The organism is Ruminococcus sp. B05, from assembly GCF_003628495.1.
GTDB lineage: Bacteria > Bacillota > Clostridia > Lachnospirales > Lachnospiraceae > Schaedlerella > Schaedlerella hominis.
The window spans coordinates 50,569-77,504 of sequence record NZ_RBZR01000005.1; the positions used below are offsets into that span (position 1 = coordinate 50,569).

General features: G+C 39.2%; 16 protein-coding genes and 1 other annotated feature. Of the genes, 6 read left to right on the plus strand and 10 right to left on the minus strand.

From position 1 onward, the window contains the following. Nucleotides 1-152 precede the first annotated feature (152 nt). The 3 genes from proS to D8Q48_RS05705 form a co-directional block, all read right to left on the minus strand. Entirely contained in the window at nucleotides 153-1,595 is a 1,443-nt protein-coding gene (gene proS / locus D8Q48_RS05695) for a proline--tRNA ligase (protein ID WP_022074830.1), read from the minus strand. 113 nt (nucleotides 1,596-1,708) lie between these two features. After that, nucleotides 1,709-1,911 (minus strand) — a binding site (T-box leader). Between the two features lie 70 nt (nucleotides 1,912-1,981). Continuing rightward, nucleotides 1,982-3,127 carry a toxic anion resistance protein gene (locus tag D8Q48_RS05700; RefSeq protein WP_121055806.1) on the minus strand — a complete coding sequence of 382 codons (1,146 nt, stop codon included), beginning with the start codon at nucleotides 3,125-3,127 and terminating at the stop codon, nucleotides 1,982-1,984. Nucleotides 3,128-3,160: 33 nt separating this feature from the next. Continuing rightward, a complete protein-coding gene (locus tag D8Q48_RS05705) occupies nucleotides 3,161-4,438 on the minus strand; it encodes a 5-bromo-4-chloroindolyl phosphate hydrolysis family protein (protein ID WP_121055808.1) in 1,278 nt (425 codons plus the stop codon). Between the two features lie 116 nt (nucleotides 4,439-4,554). On the opposite strand from D8Q48_RS05705, the gene D8Q48_RS05710 reads away from it, so the two are divergent. Next, nucleotides 4,555-5,223 (plus strand): RNA pseudouridine synthase, encoded by a 669-nt coding sequence (locus D8Q48_RS05710; protein WP_117990248.1) that lies wholly within the window; start codon nucleotides 4,555-4,557, stop codon nucleotides 5,221-5,223. A gap of 93 nt (nucleotides 5,224-5,316) precedes the next feature. On the opposite strand, the gene spoVG is transcribed toward D8Q48_RS05710, so the two are convergent. From spoVG to D8Q48_RS05725, 3 genes are read right to left on the minus strand one after another with little or no spacing between them, the layout of a single operon-like run. Next, nucleotides 5,317-5,601: a septation regulator SpoVG gene (gene spoVG, locus D8Q48_RS05715; RefSeq protein WP_117990225.1), complete on the minus strand. Its 285-nt coding sequence runs from the start codon at nucleotides 5,599-5,601 to the stop codon at nucleotides 5,317-5,319. Between the two features lie 46 nt (nucleotides 5,602-5,647). Beyond that, nucleotides 5,648-6,766: a glucose-1-phosphate adenylyltransferase subunit GlgD gene (gene glgD, locus D8Q48_RS05720; protein WP_117990224.1), complete on the minus strand. Its 1,119-nt coding sequence runs from the start codon at nucleotides 6,764-6,766 to the stop codon at nucleotides 5,648-5,650. Further along, nucleotides 6,763-8,037, minus strand: a complete 1,275-nt coding sequence (locus tag D8Q48_RS05725) for a glucose-1-phosphate adenylyltransferase (RefSeq protein WP_117990223.1) — start codon at nucleotides 8,035-8,037, stop codon at nucleotides 6,763-6,765. Before D8Q48_RS05725 ends, glgD begins: the two co-directional genes overlap by 4 nt. Nucleotides 8,038-8,251: 214 nt before the next feature. Here D8Q48_RS05725 and murC point away from each other — a divergent pair, with 214 nt between their 5' ends. The 4 genes from murC to D8Q48_RS05745 are packed head-to-tail and all read left to right on the plus strand — an operon-like array spanning nucleotide 8,252 to nucleotide 12,945. Next, nucleotides 8,252-9,628, plus strand: coding sequence for a UDP-N-acetylmuramate--L-alanine ligase (gene murC / locus D8Q48_RS05730; RefSeq protein WP_118688321.1), 1,377 nt, complete (start codon nucleotides 8,252-8,254; stop codon nucleotides 9,626-9,628). Continuing rightward, the gene (locus D8Q48_RS05735; RefSeq protein WP_330514287.1) at nucleotides 9,625-10,746 is read left to right on the plus strand and encodes a DnaD domain protein; all 1,122 of its coding nucleotides are present in this window, start codon (nucleotides 9,625-9,627) and stop codon (nucleotides 10,744-10,746) included. Before murC ends, D8Q48_RS05735 begins: the two co-directional genes overlap by 4 nt. Nucleotides 10,747-10,759: 13 nt before the next feature. Then, entirely contained in the window at nucleotides 10,760-11,761 is a 1,002-nt protein-coding gene (locus D8Q48_RS05740; RefSeq protein ID WP_121055810.1) for an ATP-binding protein, read from the plus strand. Further along, nucleotides 11,761-12,945, plus strand: a complete 1,185-nt coding sequence (locus D8Q48_RS05745) for a ribose-phosphate pyrophosphokinase (RefSeq protein WP_121055812.1) — start codon at nucleotides 11,761-11,763, stop codon at nucleotides 12,943-12,945. Before D8Q48_RS05740 ends, D8Q48_RS05745 begins: the two co-directional genes overlap by 1 nt. Nucleotides 12,946-13,108: 163 nt before the next feature. Here the strand turns inward: D8Q48_RS05745 and D8Q48_RS05750 are convergent, their stop codons facing one another. Beyond that, nucleotides 13,109-14,194 carry an AraC family transcriptional regulator gene (locus tag D8Q48_RS05750; RefSeq protein ID WP_118688324.1) on the minus strand — a complete coding sequence of 362 codons (1,086 nt, stop codon included), beginning with the start codon at nucleotides 14,192-14,194 and terminating at the stop codon, nucleotides 13,109-13,111. A gap of 230 nt (nucleotides 14,195-14,424) precedes the next feature. Between D8Q48_RS05750 and D8Q48_RS05755 the strand changes: the two genes are divergently transcribed. Beyond that, nucleotides 14,425-16,824: a family 78 glycoside hydrolase catalytic domain gene (locus D8Q48_RS05755; protein WP_118688325.1), complete on the plus strand. Its 2,400-nt coding sequence runs from the start codon at nucleotides 14,425-14,427 to the stop codon at nucleotides 16,822-16,824. Between the two features lie 109 nt (nucleotides 16,825-16,933). Here D8Q48_RS05755 and D8Q48_RS05760 read toward each other — a convergent pair whose 3' ends face one another. The 3 genes from D8Q48_RS05760 to D8Q48_RS05775 all read right to left on the minus strand — a co-directional run bounded on the left by D8Q48_RS05760 (nucleotide 16,934) and on the right by D8Q48_RS05775 (nucleotide 26,925). Further along, nucleotides 16,934-18,913: a sodium-translocating pyrophosphatase gene (locus tag D8Q48_RS05760; RefSeq protein WP_117990217.1), complete on the minus strand. Its 1,980-nt coding sequence runs from the start codon at nucleotides 18,911-18,913 to the stop codon at nucleotides 16,934-16,936. 444 nt (nucleotides 18,914-19,357) lie between these two features. After that, entirely contained in the window at nucleotides 19,358-23,041 is a 3,684-nt protein-coding gene (gene rpoC / locus D8Q48_RS05770) for a DNA-directed RNA polymerase subunit beta' (RefSeq protein WP_117990216.1), read from the minus strand. Between the two features lie 14 nt (nucleotides 23,042-23,055). Then, nucleotides 23,056-26,925: a DNA-directed RNA polymerase subunit beta gene (locus D8Q48_RS05775; RefSeq protein WP_121055814.1), complete on the minus strand. Its 3,870-nt coding sequence runs from the start codon at nucleotides 26,923-26,925 to the stop codon at nucleotides 23,056-23,058. Nucleotides 26,926-26,936 lie beyond the last annotated feature (11 nt).

Below are 26,936 nucleotides of genomic sequence, written 5' to 3' on the forward strand. Positions count from 1 at the left end.
AATTTAGCGCACAAAAACATAGTATGCTCGTGTGCACGCTTGTTAGTTTAGTATGTTTTCAGCGAAAAGTCAAGGGGTTTTCAGCATTATTTTAAAATGTACATCCTCCGTGCCAACCAACAAGGTGATTGACACGGAGGATGCAGTAAATCTTAATATGCTTTTCCCCAATATACCATATGTTTAGCAGGTTTTCCGCAACATACACATACATTAGAAATTTCTTCCTGTTCTTCTGGAATACATCTTGATGTCACCCCGCCTGTCTGGTCTTTGATTGCTTCTTCACAAGCATCATCTCCACACCACATTGCACGGATAAATCCAATCTGGTTTTCAGCGATGTCTTTCATCTCATCCATGTTTGTTGCTGTGTGAATATGTGAATCTCTAAACGCTTTTGCTTTCTCAAAAAGTGCTTTCTGAATGTCTTCAAGAATTTCTGACAATCTTGTTTCGATTTCATCTAAAGCAACCACAATCTTTTCTCTTGTATCACGACGTACAATGACAACCTGTCCGTTTTCGATATCTTTTGGTCCGATTTCAATACGTGTAGGGATTCCAAGCATCTCCTGCTCACTAAACTTCCATCCAGGGCTCTTCTCTGAATCATCAATCTCTGCACGATATCCTGCTGCCTTTAATGCTGCAAGTAATTCATTTGCTTTGTCTAAGACACCTTCTTTATGCTGGGCAATCGGAACTACTCTTGTCTGAACCGGTGCGATGTGTGGTGGAAGTACCAGACCACTGTCATCACCATGTACCATAATGATTGCTCCAATAATACGTGTAGACAATCCCCATGATGTCTCATATACACTGTGAAGCTTGTTCTCTTTATCTGAGTAACTGATTCCATAAGCATCTGCAAATGCATTTCCAAAGAAATGACTTGTACCTGACTGCAATGCTTTTCCATCATGCATCAATGCTTCAATTGTGTAAGTGTCTTCTGCTCCTGCAAATTTCTCGCTTGGTGTTTTCTTTCCTGTAACAAGCGGAATTGCAAGATCATTTTCCACAAAATCCTTGTATACATCACGCATCATCAATGTACGTTCTTCTGCTTCTTCATATGTTGCATGGATTGTATGACCTTCCTGCCATAAAAATTCTCTTGAACGAAGGAATGGTCTTGTTGTCTTTTCCCAACGCAATACAGAGCACCACTGATTCCAAACCTTTGGAAGATCGCGATAAGACTGAACTGTCTTGCTCCATACATCACAGAATAATGTTTCTGATGTAGGTCTGATACAGAATCTCTCCTGAAGAGGCTCTTCGCCACCTTTTGTTACCCATGCAACTTCCGGTGCGAAACCTTCAATATGATCTTTCTCTTTCTGAAGTAATGACTCTGGAATCAAAACAGGAAGATATACATTCTGCACTCCTGTTTCTTTAAATCTCTTATCAAGATTTGCCTGGATATTTTCCCAGATTGCATAGCCATTCGGAAGATAATTCAGACATCCTTTTACTCCTGAATAATCACATAACTTTGCTTCGCGTACAACATCTGTGTACCACTGTGCAAAATCCTCATCTCTTGCTGTAATTGACTGTACTAATTTCTTTTCTTTTGCCATTGCTGCTTTCCTTTCTTTTTATTTTATTTTTATCGGAACACATTTTTCATTTCTAAAAATGCACCTGCCTTCGGAAATAAAAAACGCCGGGAACTTCCATTCCCTTCCAAACGAAAAGGGACCGAAGTTCTCGGCGGTACCACCCTAATTAATCACTGTTGTGATTCTCTTTATCTGTCATTAACGCTGACTTACGCTGTACTTTCATACAGAAGCTCCCAGGCAGGTTCTATATTATCTCCGCAGAAATCTCCCAGCAAATGATTCCCTCTCTGTGCCGTCTCCAACATATACTAACCCTGTTCAACGCTCATATCACATATCGTTGCAATTTTACCCGAATTACCCAAAAATGTCAAGACAAGTAACTGCATTTCCACCTCTTATTACTTCTGGATCTGCAACAATTTTTGTTTTAAATCCATCTCCAGTTTCTGCATCTCCTGCTCCGCAGCTTTTCGTTTTTCACGACCTTCCTGCTGAATATGCATCACCTCATCTAATGTAGAGATCAAAGACTCGTTTGTCTGTTTTAATGTCTCTATATCAACGATTCCTCTCTCCGACTCTTTCACTGTATCTATCGTTGCCATCTTTAATTTCTCTGCATTTTTCTTCAACAGTTCATTTGTCATATTTGTCACTTCACGCTGTGCTGCAGCCGCCTGTGCAGAATGTTCTACTCCCAGCCCAAGTACCATCTGACTCTTCCATAACGGAATTGTATTCACAATCGTCGACTGGATTTTTTCTACCATCAACGTATCATTTCCCTGTACCAGTCTGATCTGTGGTGCTGTCTGCATCGAAATCTGGCGAGTCAGCTCAAGATCATGTAATTTCTTTTCAAAGCGATTACACATAGAATCTAAATCTTTCGCCACCTGTGCATCTTCTGCAAGCCCTGTTGCCTGTGCTTTCTGTAACAAATCCTGAAGTTCTCCGTTTCTGACTTCATTTAATTTTTTCTTTCCGGCTACAATGTACATAGTTAATTCTTTATAATAAGTAAGATTCAATTCATACATCTTATCCAGAAGTGCAACATCTTTCATAAGCTGAACCTGATGTGATTCCAGCACTTTACATATTTGATTTACATTCGTCTCTGCCTTGGCATACTTTGTTTTCATTGCTGTGAGCTTGTTTGAGCTTTTCTTAAATATTCCCAGAAAGCCTTTTTCTTCCTCTTCATCAAAAGATTTCAGTTCCTTTACTACACCACTCAACAAATTACCCACTTCGCCAAGATCTTTTGTTCTCACATTCTCCAGTGCACTTTCCGAAAAATCCGCCATCTTCTTTTGTGTGCCTGCTCCATACTGCAGAATCATATTAGAATTTGTAAGATCAATCTGCTCTGCAAATTTCTCCGCCATCTGCCTTTCTTCTTCTGACAAAACATTTTCTTCCGCTATAACTTCTTCTTTCTTTTCTTCTACCACAGCCGGTTCTTGTTTCTCTTCTGCTGTTTGAAATGGATCTAATGTCAATGTAGGCGTTGTATCAAAATCTTTAAAATTATTTTCCATAACATTTCCTCTTTTCTTTTCGCAACCATTTTTTTATTTTTTAAGTCCGTCCTCTGTCAGTCCTTCCTGTGCAAGCATCGTCTTCAACACAGAAATGTCACTGGCAACATCCCACGCCGTATCCTGAAACATTGCATCCAACAGTTTTTCAAATGCAACATTCAATGTATCCAGCGTTTTTTCGATTTCATCTTTTGAAGATAAAATATTATCTCCTTGAATTGGCTGTCTGTCCAGTTCTTCATATGCTTCTAAAAGCTTCACCGTTGTCGGAAGATAATAATTCATCAAACGATGTAAATCTCCTACCGTTTCCGGATTTTCCTCTACTCGGTCAAATATTTTATCAACCAGCATCTCCATTCTGGAAATCTTTGCTGAAATTTCTTCTCCCGGAATTGCATCATTACTTTCATGAATTTTGCGTATATACTCTTCTCCCGCCTCAACAATCTCCTGTACTTCCGGCGTAAGTCCTTTTTCTTCTTTCTTTTTACGCTCTTCCTCCGCCGCTTTTTGCTGTCTTTCTAACGTATCCTTTTGTTCTTGTTGCTGTTCCATCATATCAGTATATTGACGATACGCATCATGACTTGAAATAAGACATTTTTCCTGGGTATCCAAGTGTCCTTGAATAAACCAGCCTCTCCGTATCATGTTCTTTATATCTTTCAAAACATATTTTTCATTTTTCCCAACATACTCTGCCAATTTACGTATATCACAATATTCTTTTCCACCCATTGTCTGTAGATACTGTCGGAAACGTTTGATCCCGCCTATTTTTTTCGTACCTGCCACGCCGATCAATGTCGTCGCTATCCCAAGTATCCCAAATATGATTGCTACCGCAAGTACTCCTGCCTTATTAGATACTCCCACCACCAGTGCTATAACCGCTGAAATACAGACAAGGAAATTAAATCCCGACATCATGTATCCGCATACACTCATCACAATCGCACCAACTTTTGCTGCACTGGTACTTCTATATAGCATAGGCTTTGTCGGAGTCACAAAACCTCCTGTTGAATATCTATTATTTACTTGCCCCTCCTGACTGTTCGCTCTTTTTTGTTGTGTCTTTTTTTCGTATTGAGGCATTCCATAAAAAGTTTCTCCGTAACGTGGTCTGCGATTCTGATTTACCCGATCACCCACATTACGCATTGTGTCCGCAAATGCATCTGCAGCTCCATTTACTGTATTCGTTATTGTCTGGTTCAATCTACTGAAATCTCCTGAATCCACGGCATCCTGCACACTTCTTTTTATATCTTCCCCAAACCTTTCCCAATCTTGATTTTTCATTTTTCCATCTACTCCTTCTCAAAAGGATTATACTCTCTCTTGACCTGATGATTCTTTTATATGATAATCAGTTTAGACAGAATATTGCCAAAAGTCAAGAACAGGGGACAGATATTATGAAGCCAGAAATTATATATGAAGATTCCGAATTAATCGTATGTGTTAAACCTGCCGGAATCGCAACACAAAGTAAACGCATTGGTTCACCGGATATGGTAAGTATCTTAAAAAATCACATTGCTCACAGCACAAACAGTAAACAGCCACCTTACCTTGCCGTTATTCATCGTTTAGACCAGCCTGTCACCGGGCTGCTTGTCTTTGCAAAAACACCTTTTGCAGCAAAAGAATTAAATCACCAGCTTCAGTCAGAAGGATTCGGGAAATATTATCGTACCTGGCTTTCTGGTCATCTCCCGGCTGACGAAGGAGACTGCATAGATTATCTTGTAAAAAATGGACGTACAAACACTTCTTCCGTTTGTAAACCTGACACTCCAGGAGCAAAAAAAGCAGAATTACATTATAATGTACTGCAACAAAAAGATGCTTTTACACTTGCTGAAATCACTTTAAAAACAGGCCGACACCATCAGATTCGCGTACAGATGTCGCATCTTGGGTGTCCTATTATCGGCGACCGCAAATATGGAACCGCAGAAAATCCCTCTTCTGGTTTTTGCGGATTACAGTTATTTGCCTGCCGGCTGACTTTAAAACATCCTCGCACGCATAAACATTTGGAGTTTCTTTTGCCCGAAACCTATTATGCTGTAAATCTTTAGTTCTACATTTCTTTCGGATTGCGCCACAAACTAAAACGACATGCAACACGTTCTCACTCTGTGCTGCATGTCGTCTTTATTCGTTTAATGAAATTAGAGTTCTACTGCTGCCTCCGGTTCTTCTTCCAAAACCTGTTTGTATTTTTCTAAAATTGTACTCTGGATTCGGTCACGGGTACCTGAATTAATTGGATGTGCTATATCGCGATATTCCCCATCCATTGCTTTCTTGCTTGGCATCGCAATAAATAAACCTTTTTCTCCTTCAATTACCTTGATGTCATGTACAACAAATTCATCATCAAATGTAATGGATACCACTGCCTTTAATTTTCCCTCTTTTGCGACTTTACGAACGCGCACATCTGTGATCTGCATATTCCAGTCTCCTTTCTCGTCTGCATGATTCTATTAACACTTTTCTTTATAAGGCATATCTTTCATTTTTCTCAACAACTACCTTGACACCATTCTCACCAATATGTCTGGTATTTGCACGGATTGTATCTCTGCTTTCAACAATACAATTTTCAATATAAGTATTATCTCCAAGGTATACATCATTTAATATAATTGAATTCTTGATCACACAATTATTTCCAACATAAACTTTCTTAAAAATAACCGAATTTTCAATCGTACCATTGATAATACTACCACTTCCTACAAGACTATTTTTAACTACTGCTCCAGGATTATACTTCGCCGGTGGCAAGTCACTTACCTTAGAATATATCTCCGGTAACTGTTTAAAGAAATAGTCTCTGACTTCTGGTTTTAAGAAGTCCATATTTGTCTTGTAATATGCATCTACTGTTGAAATATTACTCCAGTAGTTGCTGATTTTATATCCATAAATCTTCTTCAGATTTTTGTAACGAATTAAAATATCATTTACAAAATCGTGACGTTCTTCTTCTGCACAACGTTCGATCAAATCGATAAGCTGTCTTCTTCTCATCACATAAATTCCTGTAGAAACTGTCTGAGAATGAGCAATCATCGGCTTCTCTTCAAATTCTTCGATTCTTGCAGATTCATTCATCCGTACTGTACCATAACGTGTTGCATCTTCATTCTCGCTCAGTTCTTTAACGACCACTGTGATATCTGCTTTTTTAGCAATATGATATTCCAATACTTTGTTATAATCCAACTTGTATACTGCATCTCCTGATGTAATAACAACATATGGTTCATGACATTTTTTCAGAAAATCTAAGTTCTGATAAATTGCATCTGCTGTTCCACGATACCAATATCCATTATCTGATGTGATTGTCGGCGTAAACACATACAATCCGCCTTGTTTTCTTCCAAAATTCCACCATTTTGATGAATTCAAATGTTCATTCAATGATCTTGCATTATACTGTGTCAATACGGCAACTTTCTGTATTTTGGAATTTGTCATATTACTCAATGCAAAATCAATTGCACGGTAACTGGTTGCGATCGGCATAGCAGCCACTGCACGTTTTTCTGTCAGTTCCTGCATCTTTCTACTGTTTCCGCCTGCCAGAATAATTCCTACTGCTCTCATACTCGCTCACCTGCCTTTATTAATGTCTCTCCACTTGCAAGCACTCCATCACTGTAATCTTCTATGGATGTCACACCACTAACGGCGGTATTCTTTCCGATCTGAACATTTGACGGAATCTTTGATTTTTCTCCGATTGTGGCAAGCCCGCCACTATAAATATTTGGTTTTACTTTGTTTGGAACTTCACTTCCAACACCAATGACTACATTATTACCGATTTCCGTATCTTCAGCTATAATGGCTTTCTCAATCACACAATTCTCTCCAATCATAACATCTCTCATAATAATAGAGTCACGAACCACGCTGCCTTTTCCGATTGTTACTCCGGCTCCCAGCACAGAATTATGTACCTCGCCATATACCTCTGTTCCATTACTAATAATACAACGGTCCACAACAGCGTCATTTGAAATATACTGCGGTGGAATGTTAGAACTATTTGTGTAAATCTTCCAGAATTCTTCGTAAAGATTAAATTCAGGAATAATATCAATCAACTCCATATTTGCTTCCCAATATGAACTTAATGTACCGACATCTTTCCAGTAGCCATTATATTCATAAGCAAAAAGCCTGTCTCCTTTTTCATGACAATATGGAATGATATGTTTACCAAAATCACAATTCGGCTGCTCTGATAATTTAATCAAAGCATCTCTTAACACCGGCCAACTGAATATGTAAATACCCATAGATGCAAGATTGCTGCTTGGATGCTCCGGCTTTTCTTCAAATTCTTTGATTCTTCCGTCATCATCTGTCACTACAATACCGAAACGGCTTGCCTCTTCCATTGGAACCGGCATAGCTGCAATTGTTACATCTGCTTTATTCGCCTTGTGATAATCCAACATAACCTCATAGTCCATCTTGTATATATGATCACCTGAAAGGATTAATACATAGTCCGGATTATAAGACTCCATGTACTCTAAGTTCTGATATATCGCGTTTGCAGTACCGGTATACCACTCACTGTTTGTACTCTTTTCATACGGCGGTAAAATTGATACGCCTCCTACATTTCGATCCAAATCCCAAGGAATACCAATACCAATATGTGTATTCAAACGTAATGGCTGATACTGTGTCAACACACCTACTGTGTCTACACCCGAATTAATACAGTTACTTAACGGGAAATCAATAATTCGGTACTTGCCGCCAAAAGCAACTGCTGGTTTTGCTACTTTCGCTGTAAGAACCCCCAATCGACTGCCTTGTCCACCCGCAAGGAGCATGGCAATCATTTCCTTTTTAATCATGTAGTCACCTCATTTCTAGTTAGATGCACTTATTATATCATACTTTTTATTTCATGTGCACGTTTTTTACAAATTCACAAAGGAAATTTAACTCTTTTTATTTATTTTCACCAAAAAGAACTTCTTTAAATTTTCTCCATATATAGTATAATATAATGGATAGAGTCTTTTTATGACTCTTTTTGAAAAAAAAGTAAAAGAAGGTACCTAATTTATGTATAAGATCGATTTTGAAAAACCAATTCACATCCATTTCATCGGAATTGGCGGTATCAGTATGAGCGGTCTCGCAGAGATTTTACTGGAAGAAGGATTTACTGTTACTGGTTCTGATTCAAAAGAGTCTCCGCTTACCCGCCAGCTCGAAGAACATGGTGCGCACATTTTCTACGGTCAGAAGGCGGAGAATATTATCGATGGTATTCAGTGTGTTGTTTACACTGCTGCGATCAACAAGGCCAACCCAGAATTAATGGAAGCTGTTGCCCGCAAGATTCCTATGCTGACTCGTGCGGAATTACTTGGCCAGTTAATGAAAAACTATGATACATCTATCGCTGTATCCGGTACACATGGCAAAACTACAACGACATCTATGATTTCTCATATTTTATTGGAAGGAGATGTTGACCCTACGATTTCTGTAGGCGGTATTCTTCAGGCTATCGGAGGTAATATCCGTGTAGGAAAATCTGAAACATTTATCACAGAAGCCTGTGAGTACACGAATAGTTTTCTTCATTTCTTCCCGACAATCGGAATCATTCTGAACATTGAAGAAGATCATTTGGACTTCTTCAAAGACCTGGAAGATATTCGTCATTCTTTCCATCAGTTTGCAGCACTTTTGCCGGAAGATGGAACTTTGATCATCAACCATGACATTCAGAATTATGAAGAAATTTTTGCCGGGTTATCTTGTAATGTGATTACTTACGGTTCTTCCGCCGATGCAGATTATAGTTTTCAGAATGTCAGCTACAACGAAAAAGGCTGTGTTGCATTTGACCTTGTAGAGAAAGGAACTATCACAGACCATATCCAGCTTTCTGTAACCGGAGACCATAATGTTTCAAATGCTTTAGCTGCGATTGCAACTGCAAAGCTTCTGAACATTTCAATGCCTGTTATTGAAAAAGGACTGCTCTCATTCTCCGGAACAGACCGTCGTTTTGAATACAAGGGCACTTTGGACGGCATTACAATTGTTGATGACTATGCACATCATCCAACAGAGATTAAAGCAACTTTAAAGGCTGCAAAGCATTACCCACACAACGAACTGTGGTGTGTGTTCCAGCCTCATACTTACACACGTACAAAAGCGTTTTTCAATGAATTTGCAGAAGCACTTTCTCACGCAGACCATCTGGTACTTGCTGATATTTATGCCGCACGTGAGACGGACAACCTTGGTGTTTCTTCCAAGGCTCTTGCAGAAGAAGTGAAAAAGCTTGGCACAGACGCTTACTACTTCCCAAGTTTTGCAGAGATTGAAGATTTCTTAAAAGAGCACTGCTCTGCGGGTGATCTCCTGATCACAATGGGTGCCGGAGATGTTGTAAATATCGGAGAAGATTTGTTAAAATGATGAATGCAATAAAATTATCCAATCATTTTCAAAGCAATGCCACTCTTGTCTCTAATTATTTTATTGACAATTATATGGCTACCGCAAATGGTGAGTTTGTAAAAGTTTATCTTTTTTTGCTAAGGCATATGGAGGATTCTTCTATGAACCTTACTATTTCCGGCATTGCGGATTGTTTGAATAATACGGAGAATGATATTTTGCGTGCCTTCCGCTATTGGGAAAGTAATGGACTGCTAAAGCTCGAATACGATTGCGAACACACAATTTCCGGAATCGAACTCCTGCAGACAGGACAATCTCCGGCAAACAATATCAGCAAAGAAAGTATTCCTGCGATTGCAACTACATCCAAGGAAGCTTCCATCACATCTGTATATAGCGAAGAGACTCATGCAGAAACTAAAGTACCTAAACAAGAATCTTCAACAGCACCTAGCGATACTGTGCCGAACAAGAATAAACACGCTTCTGATTCTTCGATGGAAAAGAAAGAGTTAAGATCACTTTTATTCATAGCAGAACAGTATCTTGGAAAAACTTTATCTCATACAGATGTCGAAGCAATTACATATTTTTATAAAGATCTAGGTATGTCAGCCAGACTGATTGAATACCTGATTGAATCTTGTGTAGAAAGCGGACATAAAAGTATCCATTACATTCAAAAGGTTGCTTTATCGTGGGCTGATGAAGGTATTGCAAGTGTAGAACAAGCACGGCGTAATTCTGCTAATTATAATAAAAACTGCTATACTGTATTAAATGCATTTGGCATCAAAAATCGTGGACCGGCCGACTCTGAGCTTGTCTATATCAAAAAATGGACAGATGAGATGGGATTTTCTCTTGATATTGTTCAGGAGGCTTGCCGACGTACAATTTCCGCTACACATCAGCCAAGTTTTGAATATACAGATACAATTTTAGAACGTTGGCAGCAGAACAATGTACACCACTTAAATGACATTACTGCATTGGATACCGTGTTCCAAAAAGAAAAACAGGCACGAAGAAACGTATCAAAATCTAAGCCGGTCACAAAAAACCTGAATAATTTTGAGCGACGTGCTTATGATATGGATTCATTAGAAGAACAATTATTAAACAGTAATTAGAAGGAGTAGTATCGTGGGACTAACGAATTCACAATACCAGACAATCATGCGTGAATATGAGCAAAAGCAGCTTAAAAGCCATGACATTCTCACGCAACACTATGAAGATGTATATAAGAAATTACCGGAATTCAAATCACTGGATGAATCAATTTCAATTATGTCAGTCCAATATGGCAGACGACTGCTCGACGGTGATGAGGGTGCTTTAGATTCTTTAAAAGAGGAGCTTAGCATCTTGCGAAGCAGTAAACAACAGTTGCTTACCTCTGCCGGTTTTCCTGCTGATTACCTTGAACCAGTATATGAATGTCCTGACTGCAAGGATACCGGTTATATTGGAAATGCAAAGTGCCGTTGCTTTAAACGTGCTATCACAAAACTGCTTTATGAACAATCTAACTTGAAGGGCATTCTGGAATCCGAGAATTTTGATACATTTTGTCTTGATTATTATTCTGACCGACAGTTGGATCCAAAAACAGGGAAAACATCTCGTGCTATTATGGAGCACGCTTATCAGACTTGTAAAAATTTTGTTCAGAATTTTGGACATACATCCGACAATATTTTTCTTTACGGAGATGTCGGTGTCGGAAAGACTTTTCTTTCCAATTGCATCGCCAGAGATTTAATCGATGCCGGGTACTCTGTTCTCTATTATTCGGCGCCAAATTTATTCAACATTCTGGCTCAGGGAACATTTGATCATAATGATTATGAATCAAAGCAAATGCAGCAATATGTTTATGATTGCGATTTACTGATCGTAGACGATTTAGGAACCGAGCTTGCCAATGCATTTACGGCTTCTCAGTTCTTTACCTGCATTAATGAAAGACTTTTAAACATGAAATCGACCGTTGTCTCAACGAACCTTTCACTGGATTCGTTGGCAGACCTATACACAGAACGTTCTTTTTCACGAATCACCAGTAACTATATCTTGCTGAAATTATTCGGCGATGATATTAGAATAATTAAAAAAATACGCGCTAATAGGGAGGGCAAATAATGCTGCACAGAAGTGAACTCAATTTAGAAAATATTCCAGTAGGAGCCTTAGGAATCATTCCTGTTACAGGATGCGAAGCTCTTGGTAACAAAGTCAATGATTATCTTGTAAAATGGAGAAAAGAGAGTGCTCATCAATACAAAGATGATGTTGCATTTACAGGATATGAAAAAGATTCATTTATCATCAATGCCAAAGTACCTCGTTTTGGTTCTGGAGAAGCAAAAGGTATTATCAACGAATCTGTACGTGGTAAAGACCTTTATCTGATGGTAGATGTATGTAATTACAGCTTAACTTATTCATTGACAGGAAACATTAACCACATGTCTCCTGATGATCATTATCAGAACCTGAAACGTGTTATCGCTGCTGTTGGTGGAAAGGGTCGTCGTATCAACGTAATCATGCCTTTCTTATACGAAAGCCGTCAGCACAAAAGAACAGGACGTGAGTCTCTTGACTGTGCTCTTGCACTTCAGGAGCTTGTACGTATGGGCGTTGACAACATCATCACATTTGATGCACATGATCCACGTGTCCAGAACGCAATCCCACTTAGCGGATTTGAAACAGTTTCACCAACATACCAGTTTATCAAAGGTCTTCTGCGCACAGTAAAAGATCTTAAAATCGACAGCGAACACATGATGGCAATCAGCCCGGATGAAGGTGGTACAAACCGTGCCGTTTATCTTGCCAACGTACTTGGTCTTGATATGGGTATGTTCTACAAGAGAAGAGATTATACCAAAATCGTAGACGGACGTAATCCTATCGTTGCCCACGAATTCCTTGGTTCTTCTGTAGAAGGAAAAGATGTAATCATCATTGATGATATGATTTCTTCCGGAGACAGTATCATCGAAGTTGCTACTGAACTGAAACGCAGAAAAGCTAACCGCATCTATGCTGCTGCAACATTTGGTCTTTTCACAAATGGACTGGCTAAATTCGATGAAGCATATGAAAAAGGAATTATCCATGGTATCTTGACAACAAACCTGATTTATCAGACACCTGAGTTATTGTCAAAACCTTATTATATCAACTGTGACATGAGCAAATACATTGCTTTAATCATTGACACATTAAACCATGATGGTTCCTTAAGCGATATTCTGAGTCCAAACGAAAGAATTCAGGAAGTACTTCACAAATACAACAATGGCGAAGAGATTTAATATCTCTTTTCTATAAACTGTTGCTGATTAAAAAAGCAACAAAACATTTACTTTTTACAAGATAGAATCTTGTATCTCTAACAGCAAACATAGGAGACAGTTCTATTAAATCAGACAGCTTCAGCATGACTGATTTAATAGAACTGTCTCCCATTAAAAATTATTACTTTCGGCATTCTTTTCTGTATTTTGTCGGCGAAGTTCCATAAAATTCACTAAATACCCTATAAAAATGGTCTGAACTGTTATATCCAACCTTAGTAGCAATTTCTTCAATTGAGCTGTCTGTTTTTTCTAGTAGATCTGTTGCAATTTTCATCTTTAATTTCTTTACAATAACCGAAAAAGTTGAACCCGTATTCTCCTTTATTATTTTAGATAAATAAGGAACAGAATAATGGAATATTCTGGAAAGTTCAGGTAAAGTAACTGTAGTATAATGACTTTGAATATAACGCAGAATAGGAGCATAATCCAAACCATTATCATAGCTGGAAAACTGACTGTATGTCTGATAATTACGTAATATACTTACAAAAAGAAGATTCAACCAATGTATATTGCTTTGATTTACATATTTATCGTATTGAAAATTTTCTAAAAATAATTCTTTTACAATAAATCTTACTTCTGGAAAACTGCTTGTATGAAAAAGAAGATAATTTGGTTTTTCTGCATCAGACAAAATCTTCCTAAAAAATGTAGATAAAATATCATCATTAGAGAGCAATGAGAAAAACGCTTTACTAAAAGTCTGTTGTTTTACTAATATAGGAAAAATCTGTGATTCTCTGCTAAGCAGTCTGGTTGAATGCTTGGTAAAGGGTGACAGAATACAAAAATCTCCTTCTTTTAATATTCTTTTCTCATCTAGAAAGACAAGTTCACATTCTCCTTTAAAGATATAGTTAATTTCAAAGCAATCATGAACATGCATAAAATTTTGAAGTTGCCAAAACTGACTTATAACTGTTAAGTCTGCATTCACAGGAACAATATCAAACCCTGTTTTCTGGGTTAATACTTTATCTGGAAACCGAAAATATAAAGTGCGAATTTTTTTAAGAAATTTGTCATCATCCAACATGGCAAGACCATTGATAGTCGGAAGTTCTGATTCCGAACTAATAAATTTTCTATCTTGATACAATTCCTGAAGTATTTCAAGAAAAGTTGGATAATTGTCATGCGTCTCATTATAAAAGTCAATTCTATCCTGAATATCTCCAATCGAAACATAAAAATTCATAGCAATATTACCTCCTTTTCTTTCAGTATATCGAATTGTCCGAAAAATGCAAATTAAAAAAGGTATGAAATTCTATATAATCAACAGAAGGTTTGCTTAACTATTAATATTAAATGTTAAAAAACGTAGGAAAATTAATATATTGTTTAGAATATTACGGAGAAATTTAAAGAGCGATATGCTATGATTCATTCATCATAAATAACTACTTGTATAAGGAGGAGATGTAGATGAATAAATTTCGTTTGGCAATACCGGTATGGGGAAAAGGTATTTCCAGTAATTACAACCAATTTCTTGGATTTCATACAATAATCGATACAAAAGAAGGCAGTCAGATTACTTTGAGAATCGCTGCGAGAAGTTATTACCGACTATATCTTAATGGAAAAATATGTGCATGTGGACCGGCAAGAACAGCCCGGCATTACTGTAGAATTGATCAACATACATTTCATGTAGTAGGCAGAGTACATATTGCCATAGAAGTAGCCGCTTATAACAAACCTGAAAAATACTGCAACGATTGTACTCTTGAGTCCGGAATGCTGACCGCTGAGATTACAGACAGTAACGGAACAATTCTTGCTGCAACTGGAAAAGAAGGATTTTTGTATACAGAATTGAATTATCGAAAGCCAAATGTTGAAACAATGAGTCATTCACGAGGAATACTCGAATGGTATAAATTAGATGAAAAGAGTCTACAGTGGGTATATGGTAGCAGTCATTTCCAATGGAACATGCCAACCCTTCTTGAAGAAAAGATAGGGTGGCTTCCAAGGAGAGCACCATATGCTTCTTTACAGCCAATTCCTATGTCACATATTGGAGGAATCTGCGATATGATTTCTGATGAAACAGATGATCCTGGATTTGTACTCTCAATTGCCAGAGCATTTAATAAAACATGGTATGAAAACTTGCAGGAAGAAGATCAATTTCTCCAGAAACTACGCGGCTATAAAGAAACACTTTTTACCGGAACATATCAGCTTTCTCAACAACAAAAAAACAACACAGAACTATCAAATACAAAAAGAAAACTTCTTTATCTTGCACCCGGAGAACATCCAGCTTCTGTTATTTTTGAGAACAGAAAAACAGAACTTGGTTTTATAGATTTTGAAATATCAGTTGAAGCTAAAACTGTTGTAGATGTGATCAATAGCGACCACTTATCTGTATATGGCGAACTGCGTGCTAACAGTTATGTTACACGATATGAATTGGAACCTGGAAATTATCATCTGACTACATTTGAACCGAAACTTGTCCGATATATCCGAATGATTTTTACAACAACAGGAAAAATCGAGCTAACATTTCCTCAATTGCTGGATGACAGTTATCCAGATGAAGGAATTTCTTATTTTAGTAGCAGCGACGGAGAACTAAATCAAATCTATGATGGTGCAAGAAGAACGCTTCGTCTAAGCACTCTTGATATTTTCATGGACTGCCCTCAACGCGAAAGAGGTGGATGGTTATGTGACTCACATTTTTCTGCCCAGGCAGCATGGCAGATGTTTGGTAATCTTGGTACAGAAAAAGATTTTATCGAAAATTTCATGAAGACAACAGATATGTGGAAAGGATTTTTCCCAGAAGTTTATCCAGGAAGCAAGTCAGATACGAGCGATCCTGGATTCATCAACTGGTCTTATTGGCTTTTAACAGAATTATGTGATTATTATGATAGATCCGGAGATTTCATCTTTATTGAAAACTGCAGAGAAAGAGTTGAAGAATTTGTATCTGGACTGCTTTCGCTTCGAGGTGACAGCGGTTTGATTGAGACAGAACGTGCTGAATTTGTAGACTGGTCTCTTGCTAATCGTAATTTTGCTTTGAAACCAATCAGCATCCCGAACAACTGTCTTGCTGTCTATATGTTGGAACGCCTCGCAGAACTTTATGGATATGAGGAATGGAAAAAGACTGCCGATGATATGCGGCAAATCATTAATAAACTGGATACAGAAGCAGGAATCTTTGGTGGAGGTGGAGATGGCGCTTCTTTCAAAGATGGAAAGCTGACACGTACAGACTGTCCAACTGAAGGCGGTCAGGCACTTGAATTGTGGAGTAATTTTCATCGTAATGATACAAATTATATTAAGAATTTTGTTCATATGATGGGGCCTTGTCCCGAATATCGCTCCAATCCTAATATCGGAAAAGCAAATCTTTTCATAGGCTTGATGATCCGATTTGATGTACTTGCTAAATTAGGATATGTCCAAGAACTTGTTCGAGAACTAAAAGATATTTATCTTGAAGAATTAAAACTCGGATCAGGTACATTCTTTGAAAATATCAATGCATTTTCCGGATGCCATGGATTTAATGGTATGGCAGGAGCTCTGCTCACTGAAAAGGTATTAGGACTTGGACAACCGATACAAAGACGAAAAACTATTATAATTGAACCTCATCCTGGAAACCTTAGATGGGCAGAAGGAGCAGCCAAATGTGAAGATGGAATTATATTTCTTAAATGGTCTGCAGATGCAGATTTACACAAACTGAGGATTAGCCTAACACTTCCAGAAGGATGGACGGCCGATTTCCACCGGGCATTTGAGTTGTCAGGATGGCAGATAGAAATGAACGGAACACTCTTATAAGTATATTAGAAATAAAATATCAGTATCTTTATACAAAATAGATTCAGTAAAAAAGGGCGGATATCCCGATCGGATATCCGCCCTTTTTACATCTCATCTTATATTCGAACTACAGAAGTCCTCCGATTGAAAGGAACAGTGGAGCAAATACAAGTGATACTACTGTCATAAGTTTGATCAGGATGTTAATAGATGGACCTGATGTATCTTTGAATGGGTCACCTACTGTATCACCAACTACTGCTGCTTTGTGAGCCTCACTACCTTTTCCGCCATGATGTCCTTCTTCGATGTATTTCTTAGCGTTGTCCCATGCACCACCGGCATTTGACATAAAGATAGCCATCAGAACACCTGTTACAAGAGCTCCTGCAAGAAGTCCTCCAAGAGACTCAACACCAAGAACGATACCAACTAACAATGGTACGATAACTGCCATCAATCCTGGAAGAAGCATTTCGTGAAGAGCTGCTGATGTAGAGATAGATACACATGATGTATAATCTGGTTTATCCTCACCCTTCATGATGCCTGGTTTCTCACGGAACTGACGTCTAACTTCCTCGATCATCTTGTATGCAGCCTTAGATACAGACTCCATAGTAAATGCTGAGAAAAGGAATGTCAGCATACCACCGATAAAGATACCGATGATTACTTTATAGCTAAGTAAGTCGATTGAATCAAGCTTTACTGCCTGTGCATAAGATACAAACAAAGCTAAAGCTGTAAGAGCTGCAGATCCGATAGCGAATCCTTTACCCATAGCTGCTGTTGTGTTACCAACTGAATCAAGTTTATCTGTAATCTCACGAACAGAATCATCCAGACCTGACATCTCTGCGATACCACCTGCATTATCTGCGATTGGGCCATAAGCATCAACGGCAACTGTGATACCTGTTGTAGAAAGCATACCTACCGCTGCAAGAGCAATACCATACAGTCCATCAACTTTGTAAGAGATAAAGATTGCTACACAGATCAAAAGCAGAGGAATAGCTGTTGACTGCATACCTACTGCAAGACCACTGATGATTGTTGTAGCTGCACCTGTTTCAGACTGCTCACCGATTTTCTTAACCGGATTGTAATCTGCAGATGTGTAATATTCTGTAACATTACCAATGATAACACCAACGATCAGACCAGCAATTACTGCGATTGCTGCTTCGAATCCGTCGAATAATACTTTACTTAATACAACAGAAGCGATTACTACGATGATAGCAGAAGCATAGTCACCTTTTGTAAGTGCTTTCTGTGGGTTTGCATTCTCTCCACCTTTAACGAAGAATGTTCCGAGAATAGAAGCGATCAAACCACAAGCTGCAATTGCAAGTGGGAATAATACACCAGAAACTGTTGCTGTCACTGCTCCAAGAGTCAATGCTGAAACAAGTGATCCAACATAAGACTCGAATAAGTCAGCTCCCATACCAGCAACGTCACCTACGTTGTCACCTACGTTATCAGCGATAACTGCTGGGTTACGTGGGTCATCTTCTGGGATACCAGCTTCAACTTTACCTACAAGGTCAGCACCAACGTCTGCTGCTTTTGTATAGATACCACCACCTACACGAGCAAACAGAGCAATTGAAGAAGCTCCTAAACTGAATCCTGACAATACGTCAACATTCTTTGTTACGATATAAACGATACTTACACCAAGCGCTCCAAGACCTGCTACACACATACCCATAACAGCTCCACCAGAGAAAGCAATTGAAAGTGCTTTATTCATTCCACTTGTTCTTGCTGCATTAGCTGTTCTTACGTTAGCTTTTGTAGCAACTGTCATACCACAGTATCCTGCGATTGTTGAGAACAGAGCTCCGACAACGAAGCATACTGCTGTCACCCAGCTGATTCCAAATCCGATTAATACGAACAATACTGCCACGAAGATAACCAGGATCTTGTACTCAGCCATCAAGAAGGCACGAGCGCCTTCAGCGATTGCATCTGCAATCTCTTTCATTCTGTCTGTTCCGACATCTTCTTTGCTTACTTTTGCTGCAAGGTAAGCTGCAAACAACAGTGCAAGTACTGCTGCTACCGGAACAAGAAACATCATGTTTTCCATTGTTTCATCCTCCCTAAAAAATAAATAATCCCTATCGACATACCCTTTTTCCTATATATTCTGTACGCCGCAGTGAAAAATCCACAACACAGTAAATTTTTCAGCTTTTATAATTATACCTTTTTACACTTTTTATTGCAAGTATTTCTTTCTAATCTTGCAAATGCTTACACAATTTGTACATTTTCTACAAACCAATTTCCTATAATGCGCATTTTTTACACTTTTTTGTTCTGCACCTAAATTTTTTTATGCATATCTAATGAATTTTTAGTATAAATATAATTCACATTATGCAAATATCCGATGAATAATGAATAGAAATATAACTTTCTTCGGTTATGCAAATTCGACAAATCATACAATTTTTCACAAAAAAGAGGTTCTGTGTCCGTCTCTTCAACTTTCACAAAACCTCTTTTATAATCCATAAATTATGAAATCTTATTCTTCAGAATCTTCTTCTGTTATTACATCAGCTTCTGTATCTGTTACTTCTTCAACAGCATTATCCTCTGTTGGAAGTTCATCAGCAAAATCTATATCCTCATCAAAGTCAATGTCTTCATCAACTTTTACATCTGTATTCAGATGTACTTCACGATATTTTTCCATACCTGTACCTGCCGGAATATGTTTACCAATGATAACATTTTCCTTCAATCCTACAAGGTGGTCAACTTTTCCTTTGATAGCAGCTTCTGTTAAGACTTTTGTTGTCTCCTGGAATGATGCTGCTGACATAAATGAATCTGTTGCAAGAGATGCTTTTGTAATACCAAGCATGATCTGCTCTCCTGTTGCAGCTTCTTTTCCTTCTGCTACCATCTGCTCGTTTACATCCTCAAATTCAAGCACATTTACCATACTTCCCGGAAGGAATGAAGTATCTCCATTTTCCTCGATGCGAATCTTCTTCAACATCTGACGTACAATAACCTCGATATGCTTATCATTGATTTCTACACCCTGCAGACGATATACTCGCTGTACTTCGCGAAGGAGATAATCCTGAGCGGCACGTAAACCTTTGATCTTCAGGATATCATGTGGATTAACGCTACCTTCTGTCAGCTCATCACCGGCTTCAAGCACCTGTCCATCCTGTACCTTAATACGAGAACCATATGGAATCAAGTATGCTTTTGATTCACCTGTCTCATCATTTGTTACAATAACTTCACGTTTTTTCTTTGTATCACTAATGTTTGCAACACCTGCAAATTCTGTGATGATAGCAAGACCCTTAGGTTTTCTTGCCTCGAAAAGCTCCTCGACACGAGGAAGACCCTGTGTGATATCGTCTCCGGCTACACCACCACTATGGAATGTACGCATAGTAAGCTGTGTACCTGGCTCTCCGATTGACTGAGCAGCGATAATACCAACAGCCTCACCTACCTGAACGGCTTCTCCTGTTGCCATGTTTGCACCGTAACACTTCGTACAAACACCATTCTTACACTTACATGTAAGGATTGTACGGATCTTCACTTCTTCAAGTGGTTTCCCATTTCTGTCTACACCCTTCTTCATAACTTTTTCAGCACGAAGTGGTGTAATCATATGATTCTTCTTAACGATGACATTGCCATCTTTATCTTTGATATCTTCGCAAGAGAAACGTCCTGTGATACGTTCCTGCAAGCTTTCGATTTCTTCATTACCATCCATAAATGCTTTTACATACATTCCTGGAATTTCTCTTCCTGTTCCTTCTACACAGTCGCTGTCATGAATAATCAATTCCTGTGATACGTCAACAAGACGTCTTGTAAGGTAACCTGAATCGGCTGTACGAAGAGCTGTATCTGACATACCTTTTCGAGCTCCATGTGCTGACATGAAGTACTCCAATACGTCCAGACCTTCACGGAAGTTTGATTTGATAGGCAACTCGATTGTACGACCTGTTGTATCAGCCATCAATCCACGCATACCTGCAAGCTGTTTGATCTGTTTATCAGAACCACGGGCTCCTGAGTCTGCCATCATGAAGATGTTGTTATATTTATCCAGACCTGTAAGCAGAGCCTCTGTCAGCTTATCATCACTGTTTTTCCATGTTTCTACAACTTCTTTGTAACGCTCTTCTTCTGTAATAAGACCACGCTTATAGTTCTTCGTAATCTTATCAACTGTATTCTGTGCCTCTTCGATAATCTGTGGTTTCTCAGGTGGCACTGTCATATCTGAAATAGATACTGTCATAGCAGCTCTTGTTGAATATTTGTAACCGATTGCTTTTACATCATCAAGTACTTCTGCTGTCTGAGTAGCACCGTGTGTATTGATTACTTTCTCAAGAATCTGTTTTAACTGTTTCTTTCCTACGTGGAAATCAACTTCCAGTAACAATTCATTACCTTCTACTTCACGATCTACGAATCCAAGATCCTGTGGAATAATCTCATTGAATAACATACGTCCCAATGTTGCATGGATAATACCAGTTACTTCTCTTCCATCTGCCATTGTCTTATGCACACGCACTTTAATCTTAGAGTGTAATGTCACATATCCATTTTCATATGCAAGGATTGCTTCATTCAAATCTTTGAAGAACATTCCCTCGCCCTTAGAACCTGGTCTTTCCTGTGTCAGATAGTAAATACCAAGTACCATATCCTGTGAAGGAACGGCTACCGGTCCACCATCAGATGGTTTCAACAGGTTGTTTGGTGAAAGCAAGAGGAAACGGCATTCTGCCTGTGCTTCCTGTGACAACGGTACATGGACCGCCATCTGGTCTCCATCGAAGTCGGCATTGAAGGCTGTACATACCAATGGATGCAGCTTAATAGCTTTACCTTCTACAAGGATTGGCTCGAACGCCTGAATACCAAGTCTGTGAAGTGTAGGGGCACGGTTCAACATAACCGGATGCTCTTTGATTACTTCTTCCAGAATATCCCATACTTCCGGCTGAAGTCTTTCTACCATTTTCTTCGCATTTTTAATATTATGTGCTGTTCCCTTTGCTACAAGCTCTTTCATAACAAATGGTTTAAACAGCTCGATTGCCATCTCTTTTGGAAGACCACACTGATAAATCTTAAGTTCAGGTCCTACTACGATAACGGAACGTCCAGAGTAGTCTACACGTTTACCAAGCAGGTTCTGACGGAAACGTCCTGATTTACCTTTCAGCATGTCAGAGAGAGATTTCAGTGCTCTGTTTCCAGGTCCTGTAACCGGACGGCCACGACGACCATTGTCGATCAACGCATCTACCGCTTCCTGAAGCATTCTCTTTTCGTTGCGGACGATGATATCCGGAGCTCCGAGTTCGAGAAGTCTCTTCAGACGGTTATTTCTATTGATAATTCTTCTATATAAGTCATTTAAGTCAGATGTTGCAAAACGTCCACCATCCAGCTGTACCATTGGACGTAAGTCTGGTGGGATAACCGGAATTGCTGTTAAGATCATCCACTCTGGTCTGTTTCCAGACTCGCGGAATGCTTCTACAACTTCCAGACGTTTCACGATTCTTGCACGTTTCTGTCCTGAAGCATTCTCAAGAGAAGCCTGCAGCTCTGCATACTCTTTCTCAAGATCAATTGCTTCCAATAATTCTTTAATGGATTCAGCACCCATACCTACACGGAATGATTTGCCCCATTTTTCTTTTGCTTCCTGATATTCAGACTCAGAAAGAATCTGTTTGTACTGAAGATCTGTCTCTCCTTTATCAAGTACGATATAAGATGCAAAATACAGTACTCTCTCCAATGTTCTTGGTGAGATATCCAGAATCAATCCCATACGGCTAGGAATTCCCTTGAAATACCAAATATGAGAAACCGGAGCTGCCAGGGCAATATGTCCCATACGCTCACGACGGACGGAGGCCTTTGTGACCTCAACGCCGCATCGATCGCAGACAACACCTTTATAACGAATCTTTTTGTATTTACCGCAGTGGCATTCCCAGTCCTTGCTAGGTCCGAAAATACGCTCGCAGAAAAGACCGTCTTTCTCAGGTTTCAATGTTCTATAGTTAATTGTTTCCGGCTTTGTAACTTCGCCTTTTGACCATTCTAAGATTGTTTCCGGTGAAGCCAGACCGATTTTGATTGCATCAAACGATAACTGCTGGTTTTCCTGTTCATTATTTGTTGGCATAAAGTTGGCTCCTCCTATTCTTCGTCCATAAATTCATCGAAATCAATTATTTCGTTTTCATCGAAATCTTCTGGTTCCTCTTCCTGCTCTACATTCTCAAGTTCTCCGTCTACGAATTCCTGTTCTGTATAGCCATGATCTTTATAAGACTCCTCATCACGATATCTTCTGTCGCCTTCGATAATTGCATTCAGGTTTGTATTACCGTAATCAACAGATTCCATCATCTTGACTTCTTCGAATTCATTCTCTCCAGTTTCACGAAGCACACGAACATCCAGAGCAAGTGACTGCAACTCTTTGAGCAGTACTTTGAATGATTCCGGTACTCCTGGTTCAGGGATATTCTCTCCCTTGATAATTGCTTCGTATGTCTTCACACGTCCTACAACGTCATCTGATTTTACAGTCAGGATTTCCTGAAGTGTATAAGATGCACCATAAGCTTCCAGTGCCCATACCTCCATCTCTCCGAAACGCTGTCCACCGAACTGAGCTTTACCACCCAGTGGCTGCTGTGTAACCAATGAGTAAGGACCAGTTGAACGTGCGTGGATCTTATCATCAACCAAGTGATGCAGTTTCAAGTAGTGCATGTGTCCGATTGTTACCGGGCTGTCGAAATATTCTCCTGTACGACCATCTCTCAGACGAACTTTTCCGTCACGAGAAAGCGGTACACCTTTCCAGAGTTTTCTGTGTTCTCTGTTATCTGACAGATACTGCAGTACTTCCGGAAGTAATTCTTCTCCATGCTTCTTCTCGAACTCATCCCATTCTAAGTTTACATAATCATTTGCCAGGTCGAGTGTATCCATGATATCGTTCTCGTTTGCACCATCAAATACTGGTGTAGCTACGTTGAATCCAAGTGCTTTTGCAGCAAGACTCAAGTGGATCTCCAATACCTGTCCGATATTCATACGAGAAGGTACACCCAATGGGTTCAATACGATATCCAGTGGACGTCCGTTTGGAAGATATGGCATATCTTCTACAGGAAGTACACGGGAAACAACACCCTTGTTACCATGACGACCAGCCATTTTATCTCCTACAGAAATCTTTCTCTTCTGTGCGATATAGATACGTACAGACTGGTTAACTCCCGGAGATAATTCATCTCCGTTCTCTCTTGTAAATACTTTCGCATCTACAATGATTCCATATTCTCCGTGAGGTACTTTCAGAGATGTATCTCTTACTTCACGTGCTTTCTCACCAAAGATTGCTCTTAACAAACGCTCTTCTGCTGTCAGCTCTGTCTCTCCCTTAGGAGTTACTTTACCAACAAGGATATCCCCTGCACGAACCTCGGCACCAATACGGATAATACCTCTTTCATCCAGATCTTTAAGTGCATCATCACCAACACCCGGAATGTCTCTTGTAATTTCTTCTGGTCCTAATTTTGTATCACGTGCTTCTGCTTCATACTCTTCGATATGAACAGATGTGTATACATCATCCTGTACCAGTCTTTCACTAAGAAGAACAGCATCCTCGTAGTTGTAACCTTCCCATGTCATAAATCCGATCAATGGGTTTTTACCAAGAGCCATCTCTCCATTCGATGTAGAAGGACCATCTGCGATAACCTGTCCTTTTTCTACTCTTTCGCCCTTGTCTACGATTGGAATCTGATTGTAACAGTTACTCTGGTTACTTCTCAGATACTTGATTAATTTATATGTTTTCTTACTTTCATCATCGTGACGGATTGTAATATCTGTAGATGTTGAACGCTCTACAACACCTGCCTCGTCTGCAACAACACATACACCTGAGTCAACTGCAGATTTCACCTCAAGTCCTGTACCTACTACCGGTGCTTCTGTAGAAAGAAGCGGTACTGCCTGACGCTGCATGTTGGATCCCATCAGGGCACGGTTAGCATCATCATTCTGAAGGAATGGAATCAATGCTGTAGCAACAGAGAATACCATCTTAGGTGATACATCCATGTAATCGAATTTATTTCTCTCATACTCCTGTGTCTCTTCGCGGTAACGACCAGATACATTCTTATGAATGAAATGTCCTTCTTCATCCAAAGGCTCATTCGCCTGTGCTACATGGTAATTATCTTCTTCATCTGCTGTCATATATACAACTTCATCTGTTACGATCGGATTTACCGGATCTGTTTTATCAATCTTACGATATGGAGCTTCTACAAAACCATATTCGTTAATTCTTGCATAACATGCAAGTGAGTTGATCAGACCGATGTTAGGTCCTTCAGGTGTCTCTACAGGACACATTCTTCCATAATGAGAATAGTGTACATCTCGTACCTCGAATCCGGCACGGTCTCTTGACAAACCACCTGGTCCTAACGCAGACAGACGTCTTTTATGTGTCAACTCTCCCAATGGGTTGTTCTGATCCATGAACTGTGACAACTGTGAAGAACCAAAGAATTCTTTAACAGCTGCTGTAACCGGTTTAATGTTGATCAGTGACTGTGGTGATACACCATCCTGATCCTGAGTTGTCATACGTTCACGAACAACTCTCTCTAAACGTGAAAGTCCGATTCTGTACTGATTCTGGAGAAGTTCTCCGACAGCACGAATACGACGGTTACCCAAATGGTCGATATCATCATCATTACCCATACCATATTCCAGATGCATATTGTAGTTAATAGAAGCCATGATATCTTCTTTTGTAATATGCTTTGGAATCAAATCGTGAATATCTCTGCGGATAGATTCTTTTAATTCATCAATATCTCCTGCAGACTCTTCAATCAGTCCTGCCAATACAGGATAATATACCTGCTCTGTAACGCCAACTTCCTCTGGATCGATATCTACTACTGCCTGCAGATCAACCATCATATTAGAAAGAATCTTGATATTACGTGATGTATCTTCTCCTTCTACCCAAATGTATGGTGCTGCTGCATTCTGAATCTCTTTTGCAAGTTCTCTTGTAATTTTTGTTCCTTTTTCAGCAACAACTTCACCTGTGATCTGGCTTACTACATCTTCTGCCAGAACCTGTCCTGTCACACGATTCTTCAGAGCCAGTTTCTTATTAAATTTATAACGTCCTACTTTTGCAAGGTCATAACGTCTTGCATCGAAGAACATGCTTGTGATCAAACTTTCAGCACTATCTACTGCAAGTGGCTCACCCGGACGAATCTTCTTATATAATTCCAAAAGACCTTCCTGATAACTCTCAGAAGTATCTTTTCCAAAACTTGCAAGAATCTTAGGTTCCTCACCGAACAACTCTACGATCTCTGCATTTGTACCAACGCCAAGAGCACGAATCAACACTGTGATTGGCACTTTTCTTGTACGGTCAACACGTACATAGAAAACGTCATTGGAGTCTGTCTCATATTCCAACCATGCTCCACGGTTTGGAATTACTGTAGATGAATATAATTCTTTTCCGAGTTTATCATGAGCAATACCATAATAAATTCCTGGGGAACGAACGAGCTGACTTACGATAACACGCTCAGCACCATTGATTACAAATGTTCCTGTCTTTGTCATCAGCGGAAGATCTCCCATGAAAATTTCATGCTCATTGATCTCATCAGTCTCTTTGTTGTAAAGTCTTACTCTTACTTTCAGAGGTGCAGCATATGTTGCATCACGTTCTCTACACTCTTCAATTGTGTACTTCACTTCATCCTCGCAGAGTCTGAAATCAACAAATTCCAGGCTGAAATGACCGCTATAATCAGCGATTGGTGAAATATCATCAAATACCTCTTTCAGACCAGACTCCAGAAACCACTCATAAGAGTTCTTCTGAACTTCGATAAGATTCGGCATCTCTAATACTTCTTTTTGTCTGGAATAGCTCATACGTGAACTTTTTCCGTTTGTGATGGGACGAATTCTGTTTTTCTCCATTGACGTTTCAC